Raw genomic sequence first — 19,320 nt, forward strand, 5'->3', positions numbered from 1 at the left:
AAAAGGGACCTTTCGGTCCCTTTTTCACATCTTATTGCTTATCGGGCAACGCGTACGCGATAACGTAATCACCGCGATCCGGCGACTGTCGGGCGCCCCCGGCGTTAATGATGATGTACTGCTTACCGGTTTTCGGCGACACGTAGGTCATCGGGCCGGACTGGCTGCCGACCGGCAGGCGGTCTTTCCAGATCTCTTTCCCGGTGGCGGTATCAAACGCGCGCAGGTAGAAATCCTGCGTGCCGGCGAAGAACAGAAGGCCGGACTGGGTAGAGAGCGATGCGCCCAGCGTCGGCATGCCGATTGGGATTGGCATGTGCATGCGAATGCCCAGCGGGCCGGTATCTTCCACCGTGCCGACAGGTACCTGCCACACCAGCTTGCCGGTTTTCAGGTCAACGGCCGACATGGTGCCAAACGGCGGCTTCTGGCACGGAATGCCCAGCGGTGACAGGAAGCGTTCGCGCATCGCGCCGAACGGGGTGCCGTCCATTGGTACGATGCCCATCTCGATGCCGCTGGCGTTTTTCGCCACGTTAGCGCGCGGCACCATGTAGTTTGCCAGGCCCAGGCGCATATCGTTGACGAACATCAGGCTGTTGTTCGGGTCAACGGAGACGCTGCCCCAGTTCATCCCGCCGAGAGAGCCGGGGAACTGCAGGGAACGGTCGAGACCCGGCGGGGTGAAGACGCCCTGATGGCGCATCTCTTTAAACTGAATGCGGCACAGCAGCAGGTCGACAGGCGTCGCCCCCCACATGTCGGATTCGGTCAGCGTCTGGTTGCCAATCATCGGCATGCCAACGGAATACGGCTGGGTCGGAGAGTAGCGTTCACCCTCAACGTTACCTGCCGGAACGGGACGCTCTTCTACCTTCGCCACCGGCTTGCCGGTTTCGCGGTTAAGCATGAAGATCATACCCTGCTTGCTGGTCTGCACCAGCACAGGCGTGGTGCCGCCTTTACCGTCAGGCAGATCGTACAGCAGCGGCTGGGAAGGCAGGTCGAAATCCCACAGGTCGTGATGGGTCGTCTGGAAATGCCAGCGCACCTGACCGGTGGTCGCGTCGACGGCGACGATGGAGGAACTGTACTTATCATCCAGCGCGGTACGTTCGCCCGCCCAGAAATCCGGGGTGGCGTTGCCGGTTGGCAGGTAGATCAGATTCAGCTTAGCGTCGTAGGACATCGCTGACCAGACGTTCGGCGTGCCGCGGGTGTAGGTCTGGCCTTCCGGCGGCAGGCCGGTCAGGTTCGGATTACCCGGGTCCCACGCCCACGCCAGCTTACCGGTGTGCACGTCGTAGGCGCGCACCACGCCCGGCGGTTCGCCGGTTGAGTAGTTATCCGCGACGCGACCGCCGACGACGACAACATTGCCTGCGACCAGCGGCGTAGAGGTCTGCTGATAATATCCGGGCTTGATCTCGCCCATGCCGACGCTCAGATCCACGGTACCATGGTCGCCGAAATCTTCGCAGACCTTGCCGGTATCCGCGTTGATGGCAATCAGGCGGGCGTCGGTGGTCGGCAGGAACAGGCGGCGAGGGCATGCAGCAGGCTGTGTTTCTGCCTGTGACGTTGTCACGCTGGAATGATCTTCAAAATAGCCCAGACCGCGGCAGCGCTGCCAGTTAGGCGCCGTGGCTTTGGAATCGTAGCGCCATTTTTCTTTGCCGGAATCCACGTCCAGCGCCAGAACTTTGCTGTATGGGGTACAGACGTATAGCGTGTCGCCAATCTGCAATGGCGTGTTCTGATCTTCCGCGCCGGAGCCGTTGCTCTGCGGAATATCGCCGGTGTGCGCAACCCAGGCGACCTTCAGGTCGCTGACGTTGTGCTTGTTAATCTGGTCCAGCGCGGCGAAACGGTCGCCGTGGGTGGTATTGCCCCAGTGCTCCCAGTTTTTTTGCTGCTCGCCGGGGGCGACGGGTTTCACCGGAACGGGCTCGTTCGCTGCCACGAGGGTCTGCGGCTTAAACATCCAGCCCAGGCTGACCAGCATCGCCACCGCGAGCAAGGCCGCGACGCCAAAAGCGGGAGCCTTGTTCGCGGTGCTGTGGTTTGCCGCGCGCAGGAAAGGCCAGACGATGGCGCAGAGGAAGGCCAGTACGGCAAAGGTAAACAGGCGAGAGAAGAGCGGCCAGAAATCCCAGCCGGCATCGCCTACCGCCCAGAACAGCGAGGCAATAAAGGCGATGCCGTAAAGCGCGATCCCGCTGCTGCGATTTAGGAAAATCAGGATCGCGGCAATCACCATCACCACGCCCATTATCAGGAAGTATCCACTTCCGCCTACGGTGACGAGCTTAAAGCCCAGCCCGCCGACCGCCAGACCGATGAGCAACATCAGTCCGGCAAGAAGCCACTGCAGGATACGCGGTATCCCACGTGGCGCGCTGCCAAATGCCATTTCTGTCTCCTTAAGATCCCCCCGTCGTGCTGGGTATGTACCAGTTGGGTAATAAATGCGGAGGGAAGAATGATTAATACGGGTGAATTCGGGGTTGTAAAATTATTTACGAACCATTTGGTGAATTCGTCGCTATGATAAAACTGTTAAAATGTTTTGCGCAATTGTTAATGAATGATTTCGCATTAATTGATTAGGGCGCAGGACAATGCCCTCGCCCCGCTGGGGAGAGGGTTAGGATGAGAAGAGAAAGGTGTCAGACCGGCATTGATTTACGGATAGCGCTCAGCAGCGTCTGCGCGCCCGTTGAAAGCGGCGTGTCTACGCGGGTCAAAATGCCGATAGGTTCACCGGGGCCGGGGGAGGTAATCGGCAGGGCAATCAGCGTTCCCTGACGTAAATCATCTTTCACCGCGCCGGATGGGACGAACCAGACGTAGTCATAATCCAGCGTAAGCTGGCGCGAAAGCGAGGCCGACAGCGTTTCGATACATCCTGAGGGCAGCGTACACCCCTGCATTTGCAGCAAGGTTTCTGCGGTCTGGCGGGGAACTGTCCCTTTTGGGCAGACCACTACCGGCCACTCCATAACGCGGCTTAATGTGACTGTGTCCTGCAGCAGGGGGTGATCGGGACGAACCACCAGCTTCAGGGACTCCAGGAACAGCAGTTCATAGTTGAGGCCGCCCATCAGCTCAGGGTCGGACATGCGACCGATTCCGAGATCCAGTTCGCCCGATTTCAGCCCCGCGAGCAGCATAGTGTTATTCATGGTAGCGACCTGAATCGTGGTATGCCGCTGCTGCTTGTGGAACTGGCCGATAACGGGTGGAAGGATGCCCAGCGCCGCGGTAGGCAAAGCACCCACGCGCACCACCTCACTGGTTTGCTCTTCTTTTCTGTGCAGGGACTGGCCTGCGGTATTGAGCGCATCCAGCACTTTCACGGCGTGCGTGAGGAACTGTTCGCCCACGATGGTAAGCTGCGCCCCCAGCCGGCCGCGGTCAAAAAGACGGGCACCGGTCAGCTGTTCCAGCTCGTTGAGGGTTTTTGAGAGCGCAGGCTGGCTCAGGTTGAGAGTTTCAGCCGCACGCCCCAGCGTTCCCTGTTGAGCGACGGCCACAAATGTATGCAAATGGCGCAAGCGTATGCGCTGACTGAACAGACCATTTTTTTCCATAGGCGATGTTAAAAACAGAGCGATGCGGGTGACAAGTTAAGTTGTTTAATTTTGATAACCTGATAGCAAAATATTTTTAACATTTGATCTGTTTGAGTTACAACATGTTTTTTGGCGGGGGAATAAAAGCGAACATCCTTGTTCATTTATTGCTCATAGCGGAGGGGTATCGTTTAACGGTTTAGATCACGCCGTCACCGCCATCGGAACACCACACCTGGCCGGACGTAAATGAACATTCATCCGAGGCCAGCGTGACGTACAGCGGGGCAATCTCGACGGGCTGGCCCGGACGTCCCAGCGGGGTGTCGCCGCCGAACTCCTTCACTTTTTCCATCGGCTGCCCGCCGCTGGACTGCAGTACCGTCCAGTAAGGGCCAGGGGCAACCGCGTTGACGCGAATACCTTTCGGACCCAGTTGTTTGGCTAAGGATTTGGTAAACACCGCCAGACAGGCTTTCGTCTGGGCGTAGTCCAGCAGCACGGGGCTAGGCTTCACCGCCTGAACGGACGAGGTATTAATGATAACGGACGACGCTTTCAGGTGGCGCAGCGCCGCCTTGGTGATCCAGAACGGAGCGTAAACGTTGGTTTTAAACGTTGCGTCAAAATCTTCCGTGGTCAGTTCTTCAAGCGATTCACGGAACTGCTGACGGCCGGCGTTGTTGACCAGAATGTCCAGCCCGCCCAGTTTCGACACGGCTTCTTCGACCAGATTCTGACAGAAGGTTTCGTCCCGGACGTCCCCCGGCAGCGCGATAGCCTTGCGGCCTTCGGCTTCAATCAGGTCGATGACCTCAGCGGCGTCTTTTTCCTCTTCGGGAAGGTAGTTAATGGCAACGTCAGCGCCTTCACGAGCATAGGCGATAGCGACCGCGCGACCAATCCCGGAGTCTCCGCCGGTAATCAGCGCTTTTTTGCCGGCCAGGCGGCCATGTCCTTTGTAGCTTGTTTCCCCGTGGTCGGGTACAGGCTGCATTTCGGATGCCAGTCCCGGCGGCGTTTGCGGCTGTTCCGGGAACGGGGGCTGCGGGTAAGCGTTCGTACGTTGTTTAGTATCACTCATAGCTGACTCCTTAAGCCAAGGGGTGAGATTTGATGGATAACTGCAGCGTTAACGCTTCGCTGAATTATTTCTGCAAACGATCAACACGGACGACGGCAGGAGATGATTTTTTATCAAGCGAACCGTTGATACTGATCATCTGGTCGGGTTTTACCGTTCTGCCGTCGAAGACTGCCTGGGGAATAATAACGTCGATTTTTCCGGTTTTATCCTGAAATATAAACTTATCGCCGCTACCGTCAATAAGATTACCGCGTAATGAAATTGTCGCGCCATCATGCAATTCTTTTGCCTGCCTGATGGTCATAATACGCGCGTCATCGGTTCCGCGATATCCGCTATCAAGCGCGTGTGGAGGCGGTGGCGCTTCGCCTTTTTGTAAACCCCCGTTATTATCTGCCCATGCGGCCGGTACCAGAAATATCAATAAAGCGGAAATAAGTGATAATTTCATCCGATATCCTTCATTTTGCGTCTCTTGACTTATTAAGTATTGTTGCTATTCCTTTATGTGGCAAATGTGATAAGTCCTAAAAACATTCGCGTTAGAAATCAAAATTATCGGATAATAAGCGAAACGGTGACGATGGCCATGAAGCGTGAAAATGAAAAGTTACCCGGGATAGATGAGAGTTACCGTTTGCTGACGTTTGAATACGCGTTTCGTCAGGTGGGTTTTATTGTTATGCTGGGTATTATCGTCGCAGCGATTGCCGGTTTTTTTTCCAGCGGAATGGTCAGCGACACGGTCAAAACGAATTCCGCTAAATCATTGACCATAAACTATGAACGCTTTGGGCGACGGGAGACAGAGACGCGGATGGCGCTCGCGTTTCCGGTGCAAACGGAGGGGAAGTATGTCCTCAGCATGGCCTGCGAGAGCAGCGATGCGTATGAGCCCGGCAGCGTCTGGCCGCAGCCGGACGCTATGTTCAGCCGCTGAAAGACCCTCTTTTTTGTCTATAACAACCTGAAAAAAACCGACCGCTTCTCCGTGTTATTGTTCACGACACCTTCCATAGCCGGTAAATGGAACACCGTCTTCCGCGTCAACAGCGAGCCGGAAATTAACATCTGGCTATTTATCTGTTTCTGGTGGTGGTATTTAAAGTGGCCGGGCGTCGCGCGCTGCTGCAGATGACCAGCTTCGATCTCATTCTGCTCTTGATAATTAGTGAAGCCACGCAGCAGGCGCTTCTCGGACAAGATTTTTCCGTGACCGGCGCGATGATTACCATTACCACGCTGGTGGTGGCGGATATTATTTTCGGGCTGATGAAGGAATATTTCTCGCCGGTTGAGAATATTCTGGGTGGCACTAATGTTATTCTTGTTGAGAACGGCGTGCCGTTAGCCGATAAACTGAAAAAAAGTTGACGTGTCCTGTGATGATATTCTGGTGTCCGCGCGTCAAAATAATGGCATTACGGAAATAAGCGACACTAAATATGCCATACTTGAGCGCAATGGCCATATTTCAATCATTCCTTTCGAGAAATAAGAGGCGGCAAGATGAGCAATCTTTTTCACGACAGCAATAATACCGTGGGTGAACTGACGAAAAAGCTGGCGAGCAAATTAACCGATCTCGGGCTTCGCTTAACCACCGCGGAATCCTGCACGGGCGGAAAGCTCTCGGTGGCGCTTTGCGCAGAGGAAAACACCGCCGAATTTTATGATGTCGGCCTGGTCGTGTTCAGCGATGAAGCCAAAGCGCGGATCCTCGGCGTGCGCCCTGAGACGCTGGCGCGGTTTACTGCCGTGAGCGAGCAGACGGTAACCGAGATGGCCGCCAGTATCCGCGACATCGCCCAGGCGGATATCAGCATCGCCATCAGCGGCTACGCGGGCCCGGAAGGGGGCGACGACGGCACGGCGGCGGGGACGGTCTGCTTTGCGTGGAACATACGCGGCGAGACGAAGACCCGCACCGTGTTTTTCTCCGGTGATTGTCAGGACGTGGTCGAAAAAGCGGTGCATTACTCGCTGGCTGAAGTGGTGACAACGTTGTCGGACGGGAATAACGAATAAACTCACGTGGAGGTTCTATGGCTGTCATAGTGATTACCGGCGGGACAGCGGGCGTGGGAAAAGCCACGGCGCTGCACTTTGCAAAGGCGGGTTACGACGTGGGGCTCATCGCCCGCGATGAAGCCAGCCTGCACTCTACCCAGGAGGAATTACGGCGCTTTGGCGTTAATGCCCACGCCGTGCAGGCGGACGTCGCCGACAGCCAGGCGGTGGTGGATGCCGCTAACGAAATTGAGTATCGCCTCGGCTCGATTGATGTCTGGGTGAACAACGCGATGGGGGCCGTTCTGGCACCGTTCCGAACCCTCACGCCGGACGAGTTTCGCCGCGTGACTGAGGTGACGTACCTCGGCTACGTGAACGGCACTCGCGCCGCGCTCGAACTTATGGTTCCGCGCGACAGGGGCGTAATAATCCAGGTGGGGTCCGCGCTGGCCTACCGTTCCATTCCGCTGCAGTCAGCCTACTGCGGGGCAAAAGCGGCGATCCGCGGGTTCACCGACGCGGTGCGTACCGAGCTGATGCATGAGAACAGCCGGGTTCAGCTTTCGATGGTGCAGATGCCCGGGCTCAATACCCCGCAGTTCGAATGGGCGAGGAACAAGTTTGCCTGGGCGATGCGCCCGGTGCCGCCTGTCTTTGAGCCTGAGGTGGCCGCCAGCGCCATCTTCAGGGTGGCGCAAAAACCGGTTCGCGAGCTGTGGGTCGGCAGCAGCACCATCCAGTCAATTGTCGGGCAATTTTTCTTCCCCGGTTTTCTCGACCGGCTGATGGTGAAAAAGGCGTGGGAAGGCCAGATGACCGACGATCTCAACGCGCCGGATCGCAGGGACTACCTCAACCAGCCGGTTAACGATCTGCACATGGGGGGCGTATCGTCCTCGTCGTTATCCGACCAGAGGTAGTAATCACGATAGGGTGACGCCGGGTTACGGCGGGCCTGCTGGAACCAGGGATGCGCGTCCGACGTGTGCTGGATCAGCAGCTCGATAATGACCTGCATGCCCAGCTCGCGGGCCTGTTCGATAAAAGCGATGATATCGGCCAGCTTTCCGAAGCGGGGATCCACCTGGAGGTGGTCGCTGACGTCGTAGCCTTCATCGAGAAAGGGCGTGAGGTAAAACGGGGTGCCAGATGACCGTCGCCCCCATGCGGCGAATATAGCGCAGCTTGGCCGCGATCCCGGCGATGTCCCCGCAGCCATCGCCGTTCAAATCATAAAATAGCGCGGTATCAATCTGATAAATAATGGCTCGTGTATGCCAGTCGGTCATAGCGTTCCTCAGTGATAGCCTTCAGTATCCGACACTTTGCCCCGGAAGACGTAGTAGCTCCAGGCGGTGTACACCAGGATCACCGGAATAATCAGCAGCGTGCCTACCAGCATAAACAGCTGGCTGGCAGGCGGGGCCGCGGCTTCCCACAGGGTGATGCGCGGCGGAATAATGTTCGGCCAGAGGCTGATGCCGAGCCCGCTAAACCCGAGGAAAATAAGCCCCAGCGTCAGCAGGAAGGGGCGGGAGTGGCTGGCCGGGTTGCGGGTCAGGCGCCAGATCAGCACGCTGAAAAGCCCTACCAGCAGAGGAACCGGCAGGAACAAGAAGAAGTTGGGCAAGGTAAACCAGCGCTCGGCCACGTACTGCCAGCCGAGCGGCGTCCAGATGCTCACTACCGCAATAACCACGATCAGCGCCAGCAGCACGTGGCGGGTCAGCTCGCGCATGCGGGCCTGCAGCGCGCCTTCACTTTTCATAATGAGCCAGGTGGTGCCCAGCAGCGTGTAGGCCACAACGAGACCGATACCGCAGAAGAGATTGAAGGGGGTGAGCCAGTCAAGTGCGGAGCCAGCGAAACGCCTCCCCTCAACGTCGAAGCCGTTAATCACGGCGCCCACCACCACGCCCTGGCTGAAGGTCGCGAGCAGGGAGCCGCCGGCAAAGGAGTAATCCCAGAATTTGCGGTGCGACGGCGTGGCTTTGAAGCGGAACTCAAAGGCGACGCCGCGAAAGATGAGACCGATCAGCATCGCGGTGAGGGGGATCGTCAGCGCATCAATAATCACCGCATAGGCCAGCGGAAAAGCGCCGAATAACCCTGCGCCGCCGAGTACCAGCCAGGTCTCATTGCCGTCCCAGACCGGCGCCACGCTGTTGACCATCACATCGCGCTCCTTCGCATCGCCCACAAAGTTAAACAGCAGGCCGATGCCCAGATCAAAGCCATCCATGATGATGTACATCAGCGTGGCAAAGACGATGATGGCAAACCAGATAACTGAGATATCGACGCCCATCAGGTACTCTCCTCTTCAGGAACAGACTCAGCGGCAGACAGCGGACGGGCGGGTGTGCCCGAGGTGTTTGACGTCAGCGTATCGACAGGCTGTGGTCCTTTTTTAATCAGCCGGATGAGGTAAACATAGCCCACCCCAAACACCGACGAGTAGACGACGAAGAACGCCAGCAGGCTGATGCTCATCTGCAGGGTGCTGTGCAGCGATACCGCGTCGATGGTGCGCAGATAGCCGTAGACCACCCACGGCTGGCGGCCCACCTCGGTGGTGACCCAGCCGGCGAGCAGCGCCAGCAGCCCGGCAGGCCCCATACAGAGGGCAAACCAGTGGAACGGGCGAGAGTGGTATAGCCGATGGCGATAGCGCAGCCAGACGCTAATCAGCCCGAGGGTAATCATCAGCAGCCCCATCCCGACCATGACGCGGAACGACCAGAAAACGATGGTCGAGTTTGGCCGATCTTCTTTCGGGAAATCCTTCAGCGCCGGGACCTGCTTGTCCAGGCTGTGCGTCAGAATAAGGCTGCCGAGCGCGGGGATCTCAAGACCGTATTTAGTGCGCTCCTCGTCCATATCCGGCAGGCCAAACAGCAGAAGCGGAGTGGCCTCGCCGGGCGGGTTTTCCCAGTGTCCCTCAATGGCGGCAATTTTGGCCGGCTGATGCTCAAGCGTGTTCAGGCCGTGCATATCGCCCACGACCGCCTGGATGGGGGCGACCAGCAGCGCCATCCACATCGCCATGGAAAACATGGTGCGGACGGCGGGGGTATTGTTACCGCGCAGCAGGTGCCATGCGCCCGACGCGCCGACAAACAGCGCGCTGCTCAGAAACGCGGCGATAGCCATATGAATCAGGCGGTAAGGGAAGGAGGGATTAAAGACGATCGCCAGCCAGTCCTGCGGAATAACCTGTCCGTTTTCGATAGTGAAGCCCTGCGGCGTATGCATCCAGCTGTTGGACGCGAGGATCCAGAAGGTCGACATCAGCGTGCCGAGCGCCACCATGCAGGTAGAAAAGAAGTGCAGGCCCGGGCCGACCTTATTCCAGCCGAACATCATGACGCCAAGGAAACCGGCTTCAAGGAAGAAGGCGGTTAACACTTCATAGGTCAGAAGGGGGCCGGTAATACTGCCCGCGAACTGTGAGAACCCGCTCCAGTTGGTGCCAAACTGGTACGCCATGACCAGGCCGGAAACGACACCCATCCCGAAGTTAACGGCAAATATCTTGAGCCAGAAATGGTACAACGATCGCCAGACATCGTTTTTGGTGCGCAGCCACATGCCCTCCAGCACCACCAGATAGCTGGCGAGGCCGATGGTGATCGCAGGAAAAAGGATATGAAACGAGACGGTAAAAGCGAACTGAATTCTGGCCAGATGGAACGCGTCGAGTTCGAACATGGTCCGTACCTCTGAAACGATGGGGCACGAGAATTGCCGGGCAGTTTATGGCTGCCCGGCAAAACCGATTACGGTTTAGTCTTACCGGCACCCAGCTCGGCACCGGTCAGCGGGTCAGAATGTGGATCGGACTTCGTGCGGGCAGACATCGCCTTGACCAGGGTTGCCTGTTCGGTCGTGAGCGTGACGCTTGCGCTGCCATCGCCGCCGTCAACCGCAGGCTGGGGGGACTCAACGTAATCGAAATGTTTATCGCTGTTCCAGCTTCCGCGAACCTCTCCACCTTCAGACATATTGTAGTACTTGTTGGTGAATTCCTCGATTGGCGGCAATTTTCCCGGTGGGAAATTATTACGGATGGACTGCAGCGCCTTCTCAAAGGAGAGCTGATGCGCCGCCTCGCGCGTCATCAGAAACGCCAGGGCATCCTTTACGCCGGGATCGTCGGTCACGTTGATCAGCCGTTCATAGATGATTTTCGCTCTGGCCTCTGCTGCCAAGTTTGAGCGCAGGTCCGCCGTTGGCTCGCCGATGGTATCGACGTAGGCCGCCGTCCAGGGCACGCCCGCCGAGTTAGTGAGCGGGGTGCCGCCACCGTACAGCAGGGAGGTGATGTGGCTGTCATTGCCGTTTTCGGTCATGGAGCGATACAGCTCGGCCTCGTTTTCCACCCCTTCCGCCAGCGCGCCTTTGGCACCTTTATTAAGCATGCCGACCAGAGTACCGATGATTTCGAGGTGGCTTAGCTCCTCGGTCGCGATATCCATCAGCATATCTTTACGGCCCGGATCGTCATCGCTCAATCCTTGTGTAAAGTACCGGCAGGCGGCAGCCAGTTCACCCTGCGGCCCACCGAACTGTTCCAGTAAAAGGTTGGCGAGGCCAGGGTTCGGTTCGGCAACGCGAACCGTGTATTGCAGCTGTTTGACGTGTCGGAACATGGCGATTCTCCCGGATTATTTTTTCGCTTCGACGCCCGATGCGTCTGAACGCAACAGGAACTGTTCCGTGGTCTGCGGAATATGGCGGATCAGCCAGTCGGCCATTTCGCGCTCTTCCGCCAGAATCGTCTCGATGGCCGGCACCGAGGTGACGTCGCCTGCTTTCTTAGCCGCCGCGAGCAGGGAGGTATAACAGGCTATTTCAAACTGTTCGAAAACATAGCCGCTGATCGAGCCCTTTACGATCTCATCCGACGGGAACATGCCGCCAATGGACTGCCCGAGCGCCGCCATTTTGCTCATCGAATCTTTTAAAACCGAACGAGAAATATCATTACGGTCGAGGATTTCTTCCAGCAATGTAATTTGCCGTTTTGTCTCATTAATATGCTGCTCAATTCTGGCGCGAACATCAGGATAATTATCGATACGGCTGGCCATGGATTCCAGCATAGATTCGGCTTGCTTTTCCATCGCATGGGCATCGCGTAGCCAGTCATGGTAGTGTTCTACGTGATTCATCATTGTATCCTCATTAGGGGTTCGCTTATTTGGTCTCACTTTCAGCAGCCTGATCGGCACGCGCGGCACTGTAGCCAGATAAATGGCCGACAATATTGGCGTAAATACTGATGATAATGACCCATAGCACGCTATTCTTCCACCATATTACGGAGGGGATGGCGAGAATGAACCATATTATGGCTGCCGCTAAATGGCACCATTTAATTGTCCTGGGACTGATGCTCATTTTATTTAACCTGTATTATTGCGTCATTTCTGCGCTTTTTGGTTAATATTTCCTACGGCCAGGTTGGTGAGTTTAAGGTCGGTCTCTTTTTCTTCTTCCAGCGTTTCGGCAAGAAGCTTAACGGCTTTTTTATAGCCCAGTTGCTCTGCTAATGTGGCAAGGGTACCGTAGCTGGCAATTTCGTAATGTTCGACTTTTTGCGCGGCGGCAATAAGTGCGGCATCACGTACTTCATTTTTTTCCGTACTTTCGATGACTTCGTTGGCTTCTTCAATTAAGCCTTCCATCGCCACGCACTTCATGCGTTTGATCTTAATACCGTCTTCCTGCTCAACGATTTGGTCAATACGTTCAATCTGACCCTGCGTCTCTTCCAGGTGGGCGGTAAAAGCTGCGCTCAGCTTCTCGCTGGAGGCGGCGCGGGCAAGCTTGCTTAACGCTCGGGTAAGCTGCTTTTCTGCGCTGTAAGTATCCGACAGAAGATGAATAAAGACATCCTCGACGCTTTTCATATTCATAATAATTACGCTCCGGTAAAATAAAGAAAGGGTACTGCGAGCTTTTCAGCCCGCAGCATGCTCTCTGGTTTTATTAAAAGAGTATTAAATAAGATCAGGAGTTATCAGATTTACGGCCTCCGCCGTGACTGTTCTGTCCCCCTTTCTTACCCGCTTCAGAAGCGCGTTGCGGATCGTTTTTAAAGTTCCCACCGCTATGCTGGCCACCTTTACGTCCAGCTTCTGATGCTTTTTCACGGTCTTCAGCGAAATTACCGGAACCACCACGATGCTCTGCCATATAAACCTCATAGTCATATATTGGTTATGCCAGTACGATACGAAAATATTCCGTATCACTCGTCGTTCGAGTAATAACTCTAGTCGCTCTGCGGCATCCGTCAAATGCGTTTTGCTATTTGCGGTTGCGTTATTTTTAAATATTTGTATATTTACGCTTCGCTTAAAAGAGAAATATGGATAGACAGGAAGGACTTGTAAACAGCCATTCAGATTAATCCCAACTTCGAGCTAAAAATTTGAAAGGTGAGGATAAAAATAATGTCTTACTCGAATTGGTTAGTTTGCATTCAGGAGAGACCCAAAAAATACTCCTTTATAGCTAGAAAGCGGAGCCCTAAATAATTATAAGGAAAATCCTGGATAAAAGCGTTCAGGTTTAAAGGGCGGTTCCGTTCGGCGCTCTTCAGGGACCAGTAGCACACGGTTTGACCACTGTCGTCTTAAGATCACAATTCAGAAATTCTTCCCCCCGGAAGGAACGGGTTTCTCTACACTCCAGGTAATATTCACTGGAGGCATGACATCATGGCGAACACCATCACTGCTGATGACATTCGGGAACACTTTTCGCAGGCTATGTCGGCGATGTACCAGCAGGAAGTTCCGCAGTACGGCACCTTGCTTGAACTGGTTGCGGACGTAAACCTGGCGGTTCTGGAAAATAATCCACTATTACATGAACAACTGGCTAACGCCGATGAGCTTGCGCGCCTGAACGTGGAGCGTCACGGGGCGATCCGCGTCGGCACGGCACAGGAACTTTCAACCCTGCGCCGTATGTTTGCCATTATGGGCATGTACCCGGTCAGCTATTACGATCTCTCTCAGGCGGGGGTGCCCGTCCACTCAACGGCGTTTCGTCCGATAGAGGATGCGGCGCTGTGCCGGAATCCGTTTCGTATCTTTACCTCGCTGCTGCGTCTTGAGCTGATTGAAAACGTCGCGCTGCGCGAGCGTGCCGCGGAGATCCTGTCTCACCGCAACATCTTCACCCCGCGCTGCCTGGAACTGATCGACCTGCACGAGTCGGAAGGGGAGTTTTCTGACGCACAGGCCCATGAGTTTGTGCAGGAAGCGTTAGAAACTTTCCGCTGGCACCGTCACGCGACGGTCGATCGGGAGACCTATCTGGCGCTGCACAACGAGCACCGTCTGATTGCCGACGTGGTCTGCTTCCCGGGCTGCCATATTAACCATCTCACGCCTCGCACGCTGGACATTGACCGGGTGCAGGAGCTGATGCCGAAGTACGGTATCGAACCAAAAATTCTGATCGAAGGGCCGCCGCGTCGCGAGGTGCCCGTCTTATTGCGTCAAACCAGCTTCAAGGCGCTGGAAGAGCCGGTGCTGTTTGCCGGTGAAGATAAAGGCACCCACACCGCGCGCTTCGGTGAGATTGAACAGCGCGGCGTGGCGCTGACCCCGAAAGGCCGTGAACTGTACGATAGCCTCCTCGCCCAGGCCGGTACCGGTAAAGATAACCTGACCCATCAGCTGCATCTGCGGGAGATTTTTAACGCCTTCCCGGATAGCGAAATGCTCATGCGCCGTCAGGAGCTGGCTTATTTCCGCTACCGCCTGACGCCAGCCGGGGAAGCGCATCGGCATGCGTTTCGTCCCGGAGACGATCCGCAGCCGCTGATCGAGCGCGGATGGGTGGTTGCCCAGCCCATCACCTACGAAGATTTCCTCCCGGTCAGCGCCGCGGGGATTTTCCAGTCCAACCTCGGGAACGAAACCCAGGCCCGCAGCCACGGTAACGCCAGCCGCGATGCGTTTGAAGATGCGCTGGGATGCCCGGTGTATGACGAGTTTACGCTCTACCAGGAGGCTGAAACGCGCAGCAAACAGCGTTGCGGTTTGCTCTGAAATCGTTACTCTGCTGGGGTGTGATGGAAAAATTAAGGTCGTTATGCAAAATCCTTCCGCCCCTGTGGTTGAAACGCGCCAGGGCGCACTGTCTGGTTTAACCGATGAAAACGTCCACCTCTGGTGCGGTATTCCCTATGCCGCGCCGCCCGTTGGGGAGTGGCGCTGGCGCTCGCCCCGGCCGCCTGAACGCTGGGATGGCCTGCGCGAGGCCACGGCCTTCTCGCCCTCAAGCTGGCAAAACAGCGAGTACTGCCAGGAGCTAGGCGGCGGCGATCCGGGGCAGTTTTCCGAAGATTGCCTCTACCTTAACGTCTGGTCTCCCGCAGAGCGCGCCGAGCCGCTGCCGGTTATGGTCTGGCTGCACGGAGGCGGGTTTACGATTGGTGCCGGAGGCCTGCCGCCTTATAACGGCAAAGCGCTGGCCTCGCGCGGCGTGGTTGTGGTCACGATCAACTACCGTCTCGGCCATCTCGGCTTTTTCGCCCATCCCGCGCTGGAAGGCGAGGAAGGGCGCGTGGTGCATAATTTTGCCCTGCTGGATCAGATCGCCGCGCTCGAATGGGTACGGGATAACATCGCCGGGTTTGGCGGCGATCCCGCCAATGTGACCCTGTTTGGCGAATCCGCTGGCGCGCGCAGCGTGCTCTCGCTGCTGGCCTCTCCGCTGGCCGCAGGATTGTTCCATAAGGCGATTGTGCAAAGCGGATACACCTTGCCTGACACGCCGCGCGAGCAGGCGCTGCAAAAAGGGGAAGCGCTGGCCGCCCATTTTGGACTGGAAAATGCGACCGCCGAACAGCTGCGCGCGATCCCACCCGAGGCCTTTTGGCCGCTCAACGCGCCGCTGAACGTCGCCCCGGCGCCTATCGCTGGAGACTGTGTTCTGCCGGAAGCCATGCTGGACGTCTTTTTCGCCGCCCGTCAGCATCCGGTGCCGGTAATGATTGGCTCCAACAGCGATGAGGCCAGCGTGATGGCGGTGTTTGGCATCGATCTCGCCGGACAAATTCAGAAGCTTCGGCGCGAACGCCGCTTCGGGCTCGGGCTGATTAAATTGCTCTATCCGGGCGTGAAAGGCGATGAAGAGCTGGGCAGGCAGGTGTGCCGCGACATGGCGTTTACCACCATGGGCTACGTGGTGATGCAGGCCCAGCAGCGCGTCGGCGGATTGTGCTGGCGCTACTGGTTTGACTATGTCGCAGAGGCGGAACATGCCACGTACATCAACGGTGCCTGGCACGGCAACGAAGTTCCCTACGTCTTCGATACGCTCGGTCAGGTGGAGCCTTCACGTCAGTACGTCAATGAGCGAGATCTGCAGTTTGCTGCCCACGTGGCGGATTACTGGGTGAGCTTTGCGCGTGACGCGGGTCCTCGCGACATCCTGCCCGGGCCGACGCACTGGCCCGCGTGCCGCAAAGGTCGGGACGTTCTGTTACGCATTGGCGTGAATAAACATGCAGCGTTCAGGCTTGAAAACCGCTTTATGCGCGCCCGCATGAGCCTCTTCAAGCGGGTAATGAAGCACCACGTCAGCCTCGATTAAGCAAACAGGGGCGAAACGCCGCGAGACCATTTTCCTCGTCTGGCGTTTCGCGCAGCACCAGCCGGTAGCTTGCGCCAGTTTTTATGCTTGTCTCATAGGGCCGTACCAGCCTTCCAGCGTGAATATCTTCTGCCACCAGCGTTTCGTCGGCGATGGCGACGCCCAGCCCCTGAATAGCGGCCGTAATGGCGAGATCCATCGTGTCGAAGTGTTGATTTTTGTGCATGGCAAAGCCCGGGCCTTCCTGTTTCGTCAGCCACAGCGACCAGTCCGTCTTATCCCTTGTGGGGTGAAGGAATGTTAACGAACCCAGCGCAGCACCCGCCCGCACCGGGCTTATCACCGGGGTGAGCGCCTCTTCGAACAGCAGATCGCCTGCGCTCATGTGCGTGCCGAACACGATGGCCGCGTCGTAAGATTCGGTTTTGAAATTGACGTTGTGATCGGTGGTGGTGGTCAGCGCGATCTGCAGATCAGGATGCTCGCGCTCCACCTCCAGCAGGCGCGGCACCAGCCAGCGCATGGCGCAGGTGGGGGCCTTCAGCCGGATCACCGTGTGCTGGCTGCGGGCCTGGTCGGCCACAGACAGCAGCTGCTCGAAAGCGGACTGCAGCTCCGGAAGCAGGGCGCTACCCTGCGGTGAGAGGCGCAGCCCGCGCGCGTGGCGCTCAAAAAGCGGAAAGCCAAACCACGCCTCAAGGGAGGCAATCTTGCGGCTCACAGCCCCCTGCGTCAGACACAGTTCGGCGGCGGCATGGGTAAGATTGAGGTGACGCGCAGTGACTAAAAATGCGTCGATGGCATTAAGGGGGAGCGAACGGCGTGACATAAAAATCACCTCAGCTATGCATTTTTCTCATGGCTATTATGACAACAATTCGATTGTCCCGACAGCACAGATGTTGTTTGAATAGTTATGCAATGTCCATGAGAAGGGAAAGAGGATGACTTTACGAACGCCTGTGCAAACGCGCTCCAAACTGCCGGATGTGGGAACCACCATTTTTACCGTTATCGGCCAGCTCTCGGCGCAGCATAACGCGATTAACCTTTCTCAGGGCGCACCGAATTTTTCCTGCGACCCGAAGCTGATTGCGGGCGTCACCCGCGCAATGGAGGCGGGGCATAACCAGTACGCGTCGATGACCGGTCTACAGCCGCTCAAAGAACGTATTGCCGATAAAATTGCCACGCTCTACGGCACGCAGTACGACCCGGCCAGCGAGGTGCTGGTGACTGCCAGCGCCAGCGAAGGGCTCTATTCGGCGATTAGCGGGCTGGTGCACCCGGGCGATGAGGTGATCTACTTTGAGCCGTCCTTTGACAGCTACGCGCCGATTGTCCGTCTTCAGGGGGCAACCCCGATTGCCATCAAGCTCACCGTGCCGGATTTTGCCGTCAACTGGGATGAGGTTCGCGCCGCGATCACGCCGCGCACGCGCATGATCATCATTAATACGCCGCACAATCCGAGCGGTCAGGTCTTCTCCGCCAGTGACCTGCAGCAGCTGGCGGCGCTGACGCGCAATACCGACATCATTATTTTGTCTGACGAAGTGTACGAACACGTCGTTTTTGACGGCGAGCCACACCACGGGATGGCCACGCACCCGCAGCTGGCAGAGCGCAGCGTGATTATTTCCTCTTTCGGAAAAACCTATCACGTCACCGGGTGGCGCGTGGGTTACTGTGTTGCACCGGCGGTACTGATGGACGAGATTTGTAAAGTGCATCAATTTTTAATGTTTTCTGCCGATACGCCAATGCAGCACGCGTTTGCTGAGCATATGGTCGACCCGCAAACCTGGCTGTCGCTGTCGGCGTTTTACCAGCGCAAGCGCGATCTGCTGCACAGTCTGCTGGCCGATTCGCCGTTTACGCTGCTGCCGAGCGCCGGATCGTTCTTCATGCTGGCGGACTACAGCCAGTTCAGCGACGAGCGCGACAGTGAGCTGGTGAAACGGCTGATCGTTGAGTACGGCGTTGCCACCATTCCGCTGTCGGCGTTTTATGCGGACGGTACGGATAATAAATTGATTCGTCTCTCTTTTGCGAAAGATGAGGCGACGTTACGGGCAGGTGCCCAGGCCCTGTGTCGGGTTAAACCACGCTAAGATAGGCTCTGAGGAGTTGTAGATGAAATTACGCGCGTTAGTTGTCGGCATGGGATTGCTGTGTACTTTTTCTTCCTTCGCGGCTACCGAGCTGCGTTACGGGCTGGAAGCGGAATATCCGCCGTTTGAGAGCCGCAATGCGGCGGGCGAACTGGAAGGGTTTGACGTTGAACTGGGGAATGCCATCTGCGAAGCGGCAGCGCTGAAGTGCAGCTGGGTGGAAACCTCCTTTGATGCGCTGATCCCGGGCCTGGTGGCGAAGAAATTTGACGCCATCAACTCGGCGATGAACATCACCGAGCAGCGCCGCAAGAGCATTGATTTTACCCAGCCGATCTACCGTATTCCGTCGCAGCTGGTCGGCAAGGCAGGTATGGCGGTTGAGGCAACGCCTGAGGGGCTGAAGGGCAAAACCATCGGCGTGCTGCAGGGATCCATTCAGGAAACCTATGCCAAAGAGCACTGGGAAAAGCAGGGTGTCACCGTGGTGTCTTATAAAGATCAGAATATGGCCTGGGGCGATCTGCTGAATGGCCGTATCGACGCCTCGCTGGTCATGTCCGCGGCCGGGCAGGCAGGTTTCCTCAGCAAGCCGCAGGGGAAAGGGTTTGGCTTCATCGGCAAACCGGTGTCTGACGACACTATCCTTGGCAGTGGGATCGGTTTTGGGTTGCGTAAGGGTGACGAGGCCACCAAAAAGCAGCTTGATGCCGCGATCGATAAAGTACGTGCCGACGGCACGATCGCTAAACTCGCTGATAAGTACTTCCCGGGTATCGATGTCAGCGTAAAATAACCGCCTCATTAGCCCCGTCAGCTGATGTCCTGACGGGGCATTTTTAATACACTTCATCCTTCAAGCTGCCTCTGCGTTGGCTACGTCTGTTCACCCCAGTCACTTACTTAAGTA

Annotated in this window: 17 protein-coding genes and 4 pseudogenes; 8 read left to right on the forward strand and 13 right to left on the reverse strand. The window is 56.8% G+C overall.

Translation table 11 applies throughout. The features are described from left to right. Positions 1 to 31: 31 nt before the first annotated feature. The 4 genes from ACOTZC_RS04425 to ACOTZC_RS04440 form a co-directional block, all read right to left on the reverse strand. Complete coding sequence (locus ACOTZC_RS04425; RefSeq protein ID WP_421635610.1) at positions 32 to 2,413, reverse strand: glucose/quinate/shikimate family membrane-bound PQQ-dependent dehydrogenase; 2,382 nt, start codon at positions 2,411 to 2,413, stop codon at positions 32 to 34. Between the two features lie 256 nt (positions 2,414 to 2,669). Next, positions 2,670 to 3,593 carry a LysR substrate-binding domain-containing protein gene (locus ACOTZC_RS04430; RefSeq protein WP_023311667.1) on the reverse strand — a complete coding sequence of 308 codons (924 nt, stop codon included), beginning with the start codon at positions 3,591 to 3,593 and terminating at the stop codon, positions 2,670 to 2,672. 181 nt (positions 3,594 to 3,774) lie between these two features. Beyond that, the gene (locus ACOTZC_RS04435; protein WP_023311668.1) at positions 3,775 to 4,659 is read right to left on the reverse strand and encodes an SDR family oxidoreductase; all 885 of its coding nucleotides are present in this window, start codon (positions 4,657 to 4,659) and stop codon (positions 3,775 to 3,777) included. Between the two features lie 64 nt (positions 4,660 to 4,723). Beyond that, positions 4,724 to 5,113: a YdeI family stress tolerance OB fold protein gene (locus tag ACOTZC_RS04440; RefSeq protein WP_045399178.1), complete on the reverse strand. Its 390-nt coding sequence runs from the start codon at positions 5,111 to 5,113 to the stop codon at positions 4,724 to 4,726. Positions 5,114 to 5,251: 138 nt separating this feature from the next. Here ACOTZC_RS04440 and ACOTZC_RS04445 point away from each other — a divergent pair. From ACOTZC_RS04445 to ACOTZC_RS04460, 4 genes and pseudogenes are all read left to right on the forward strand, one after another. Then, a pseudogene (locus tag ACOTZC_RS04445) lies at positions 5,252 to 5,800 on the forward strand (hypothetical protein). Further along, positions 5,734 to 6,160 (forward strand): annotated as a pseudogene (locus ACOTZC_RS04450) (DUF421 domain-containing protein). The pseudogenes ACOTZC_RS04445 and ACOTZC_RS04450 overlap by 67 nt, the downstream one beginning before the upstream one ends. Positions 6,161 to 6,171: 11 nt before the next feature. Beyond that, the gene (locus ACOTZC_RS04455) at positions 6,172 to 6,690 is read left to right on the forward strand and encodes a 2-oxo-tetronate isomerase (RefSeq protein ID WP_163353797.1); all 519 of its coding nucleotides are present in this window, start codon (positions 6,172 to 6,174) and stop codon (positions 6,688 to 6,690) included. 17 nt (positions 6,691 to 6,707) lie between these two features. After that, positions 6,708 to 7,553 (forward strand): annotated as a pseudogene (locus ACOTZC_RS04460) (SDR family oxidoreductase); the annotation flags it as partial. Here the strand turns inward: ACOTZC_RS04460 and ACOTZC_RS04465 are convergent. The 8 genes and pseudogenes from ACOTZC_RS04465 to ACOTZC_RS04500 form a co-directional block, all read right to left on the reverse strand. Then, positions 7,553 to 7,964, reverse strand: a pseudogene (locus ACOTZC_RS04465) (alpha-amylase family glycosyl hydrolase); the annotation flags it as partial. The pseudogenes ACOTZC_RS04460 and ACOTZC_RS04465 sit on opposite strands and share 1 nt — an antisense overlap. A gap of 8 nt (positions 7,965 to 7,972) precedes the next feature. Next, the gene (cydB, locus tag ACOTZC_RS04470) at positions 7,973 to 8,983 is read right to left on the reverse strand and encodes a cytochrome d ubiquinol oxidase subunit II (RefSeq protein ID WP_045399185.1); all 1,011 of its coding nucleotides are present in this window, start codon (positions 8,981 to 8,983) and stop codon (positions 7,973 to 7,975) included. Beyond that, on the reverse strand, positions 8,983 to 10,386 hold the full coding sequence (locus ACOTZC_RS04475) for a cytochrome ubiquinol oxidase subunit I (protein ID WP_163353798.1): 1,404 nt from the start codon (positions 10,384 to 10,386) through the stop codon (positions 8,983 to 8,985). The genes cydB and ACOTZC_RS04475 overlap by 1 nt, the downstream gene beginning before the upstream one ends. Positions 10,387 to 10,454: 68 nt before the next feature. Further along, positions 10,455 to 11,327, reverse strand: coding sequence for a manganese catalase family protein (locus tag ACOTZC_RS04480; RefSeq protein ID WP_421635611.1), 873 nt, complete (start codon positions 11,325 to 11,327; stop codon positions 10,455 to 10,457). 15 nt (positions 11,328 to 11,342) lie between these two features. Continuing rightward, a complete protein-coding gene (locus ACOTZC_RS04485; protein WP_163354099.1) occupies positions 11,343 to 11,849 on the reverse strand; it encodes a ferritin-like domain-containing protein in 507 nt (168 codons plus the stop codon). Positions 11,850 to 11,874: 25 nt separating this feature from the next. Continuing rightward, complete coding sequence (locus ACOTZC_RS04490) at positions 11,875 to 12,078, reverse strand: hypothetical protein (RefSeq protein ID WP_163353799.1); 204 nt, start codon at positions 12,076 to 12,078, stop codon at positions 11,875 to 11,877. 23 nt (positions 12,079 to 12,101) lie between these two features. Continuing rightward, positions 12,102 to 12,596 carry a ferritin-like domain-containing protein gene (locus ACOTZC_RS04495; RefSeq protein ID WP_045399201.1) on the reverse strand — a complete coding sequence of 165 codons (495 nt, stop codon included), beginning with the start codon at positions 12,594 to 12,596 and terminating at the stop codon, positions 12,102 to 12,104. A gap of 94 nt (positions 12,597 to 12,690) precedes the next feature. After that, the gene (locus ACOTZC_RS04500; protein ID WP_004150795.1) at positions 12,691 to 12,876 is read right to left on the reverse strand and encodes a general stress protein; all 186 of its coding nucleotides are present in this window, start codon (positions 12,874 to 12,876) and stop codon (positions 12,691 to 12,693) included. Between the two features lie 527 nt (positions 12,877 to 13,403). Between ACOTZC_RS04500 and hglS the strand changes: the two genes are divergently transcribed. Next, entirely contained in the window at positions 13,404 to 14,747 is a 1,344-nt protein-coding gene (gene hglS / locus ACOTZC_RS04505) for a 2-oxoadipate dioxygenase/decarboxylase HglS (RefSeq protein ID WP_252040354.1), read from the forward strand. A gap of 43 nt (positions 14,748 to 14,790) precedes the next feature. Further along, a complete protein-coding gene (locus ACOTZC_RS04510; protein ID WP_126303283.1) occupies positions 14,791 to 16,296 on the forward strand; it encodes a carboxylesterase/lipase family protein in 1,506 nt (501 codons plus the stop codon). Here the strand turns inward: ACOTZC_RS04510 and ACOTZC_RS04515 are convergent. Then, positions 16,283 to 17,125, reverse strand: coding sequence for a LysR family transcriptional regulator (locus ACOTZC_RS04515; protein ID WP_421635612.1), 843 nt, complete (start codon positions 17,123 to 17,125; stop codon positions 16,283 to 16,285). The genes ACOTZC_RS04510 and ACOTZC_RS04515 overlap by 14 nt on opposite strands. Before the next feature lie 115 nt (positions 17,126 to 17,240). On the opposite strand from ACOTZC_RS04515, the gene ACOTZC_RS04520 reads away from it, so the two are divergent. Together ACOTZC_RS04520 and ACOTZC_RS04525 are read left to right on the forward strand one after the other, a co-directional pair. After that, positions 17,241 to 18,410 (forward strand): pyridoxal phosphate-dependent aminotransferase, encoded by a 1,170-nt coding sequence (locus ACOTZC_RS04520; protein ID WP_045399212.1) that lies wholly within the window; start codon positions 17,241 to 17,243, stop codon positions 18,408 to 18,410. Between the two features lie 22 nt (positions 18,411 to 18,432). Further along, a complete protein-coding gene (locus ACOTZC_RS04525) occupies positions 18,433 to 19,206 on the forward strand; it encodes a transporter substrate-binding domain-containing protein (protein WP_248162301.1) in 774 nt (257 codons plus the stop codon). Positions 19,207 to 19,320 lie beyond the last annotated feature (114 nt).

This window comes from Enterobacter cloacae complex sp. SHL009, from assembly GCF_049237205.1.
GTDB lineage: Bacteria > Pseudomonadota > Gammaproteobacteria > Enterobacterales > Enterobacteriaceae > Enterobacter > Enterobacter cloacae_M.

Coding starts and splice junctions, on each gene's coding strand:
- ACOTZC_RS04425 (WP_421635610.1), bottom strand. CDS start 2,413: ATGGCATTTGGCAGCGCGCCACGTGGGATACCGCGTATCCTGCAGTGG.
- ACOTZC_RS04430 (WP_023311667.1), bottom strand. CDS start 3,593: ATGGAAAAAAATGGTCTGTTCAGTCAGCGCATACGCTTGCGCCATTTG.
- ACOTZC_RS04435 (WP_023311668.1), bottom strand. CDS start 4,659: ATGAGTGATACTAAACAACGTACGAACGCTTACCCGCAGCCCCCGTTC.
- ACOTZC_RS04440 (WP_045399178.1), bottom strand. CDS start 5,113: ATGAAATTATCACTTATTTCCGCTTTATTGATATTTCTGGTACCGGCC.
- ACOTZC_RS04455 (WP_163353797.1), top strand. CDS start 6,172: ATGAGCAATCTTTTTCACGACAGCAATAATACCGTGGGTGAACTGACG.
- cydB (WP_045399185.1), bottom strand. CDS start 8,983: ATGGGCGTCGATATCTCAGTTATCTGGTTTGCCATCATCGTCTTTGCC.
- ACOTZC_RS04475 (WP_163353798.1), bottom strand. CDS start 10,386: ATGTTCGAACTCGACGCGTTCCATCTGGCCAGAATTCAGTTCGCTTTT.
- ACOTZC_RS04480 (WP_421635611.1), bottom strand. CDS start 11,327: ATGTTCCGACACGTCAAACAGCTGCAATACACGGTTCGCGTTGCCGAA.
- ACOTZC_RS04485 (WP_163354099.1), bottom strand. CDS start 11,849: ATGAATCACGTAGAACACTACCATGACTGGCTACGCGATGCCCATGCG.
- ACOTZC_RS04490 (WP_163353799.1), bottom strand. CDS start 12,078: ATGAGCATCAGTCCCAGGACAATTAAATGGTGCCATTTAGCGGCAGCC.
- ACOTZC_RS04495 (WP_045399201.1), bottom strand. CDS start 12,596: ATGAATATGAAAAGCGTCGAGGATGTCTTTATTCATCTTCTGTCGGAT.
- ACOTZC_RS04500 (WP_004150795.1), bottom strand. CDS start 12,876: ATGGCAGAGCATCGTGGTGGTTCCGGTAATTTCGCTGAAGACCGTGAA.
- hglS (WP_252040354.1), top strand. CDS start 13,404: ATGGCGAACACCATCACTGCTGATGACATTCGGGAACACTTTTCGCAG.
- ACOTZC_RS04510 (WP_126303283.1), top strand. CDS start 14,791: ATGCAAAATCCTTCCGCCCCTGTGGTTGAAACGCGCCAGGGCGCACTG.
- ACOTZC_RS04515 (WP_421635612.1), bottom strand. CDS start 17,125: ATGTCACGCCGTTCGCTCCCCCTTAATGCCATCGACGCATTTTTAGTC.
- ACOTZC_RS04520 (WP_045399212.1), top strand. CDS start 17,241: ATGACTTTACGAACGCCTGTGCAAACGCGCTCCAAACTGCCGGATGTG.
- ACOTZC_RS04525 (WP_248162301.1), top strand. CDS start 18,433: ATGAAATTACGCGCGTTAGTTGTCGGCATGGGATTGCTGTGTACTTTT.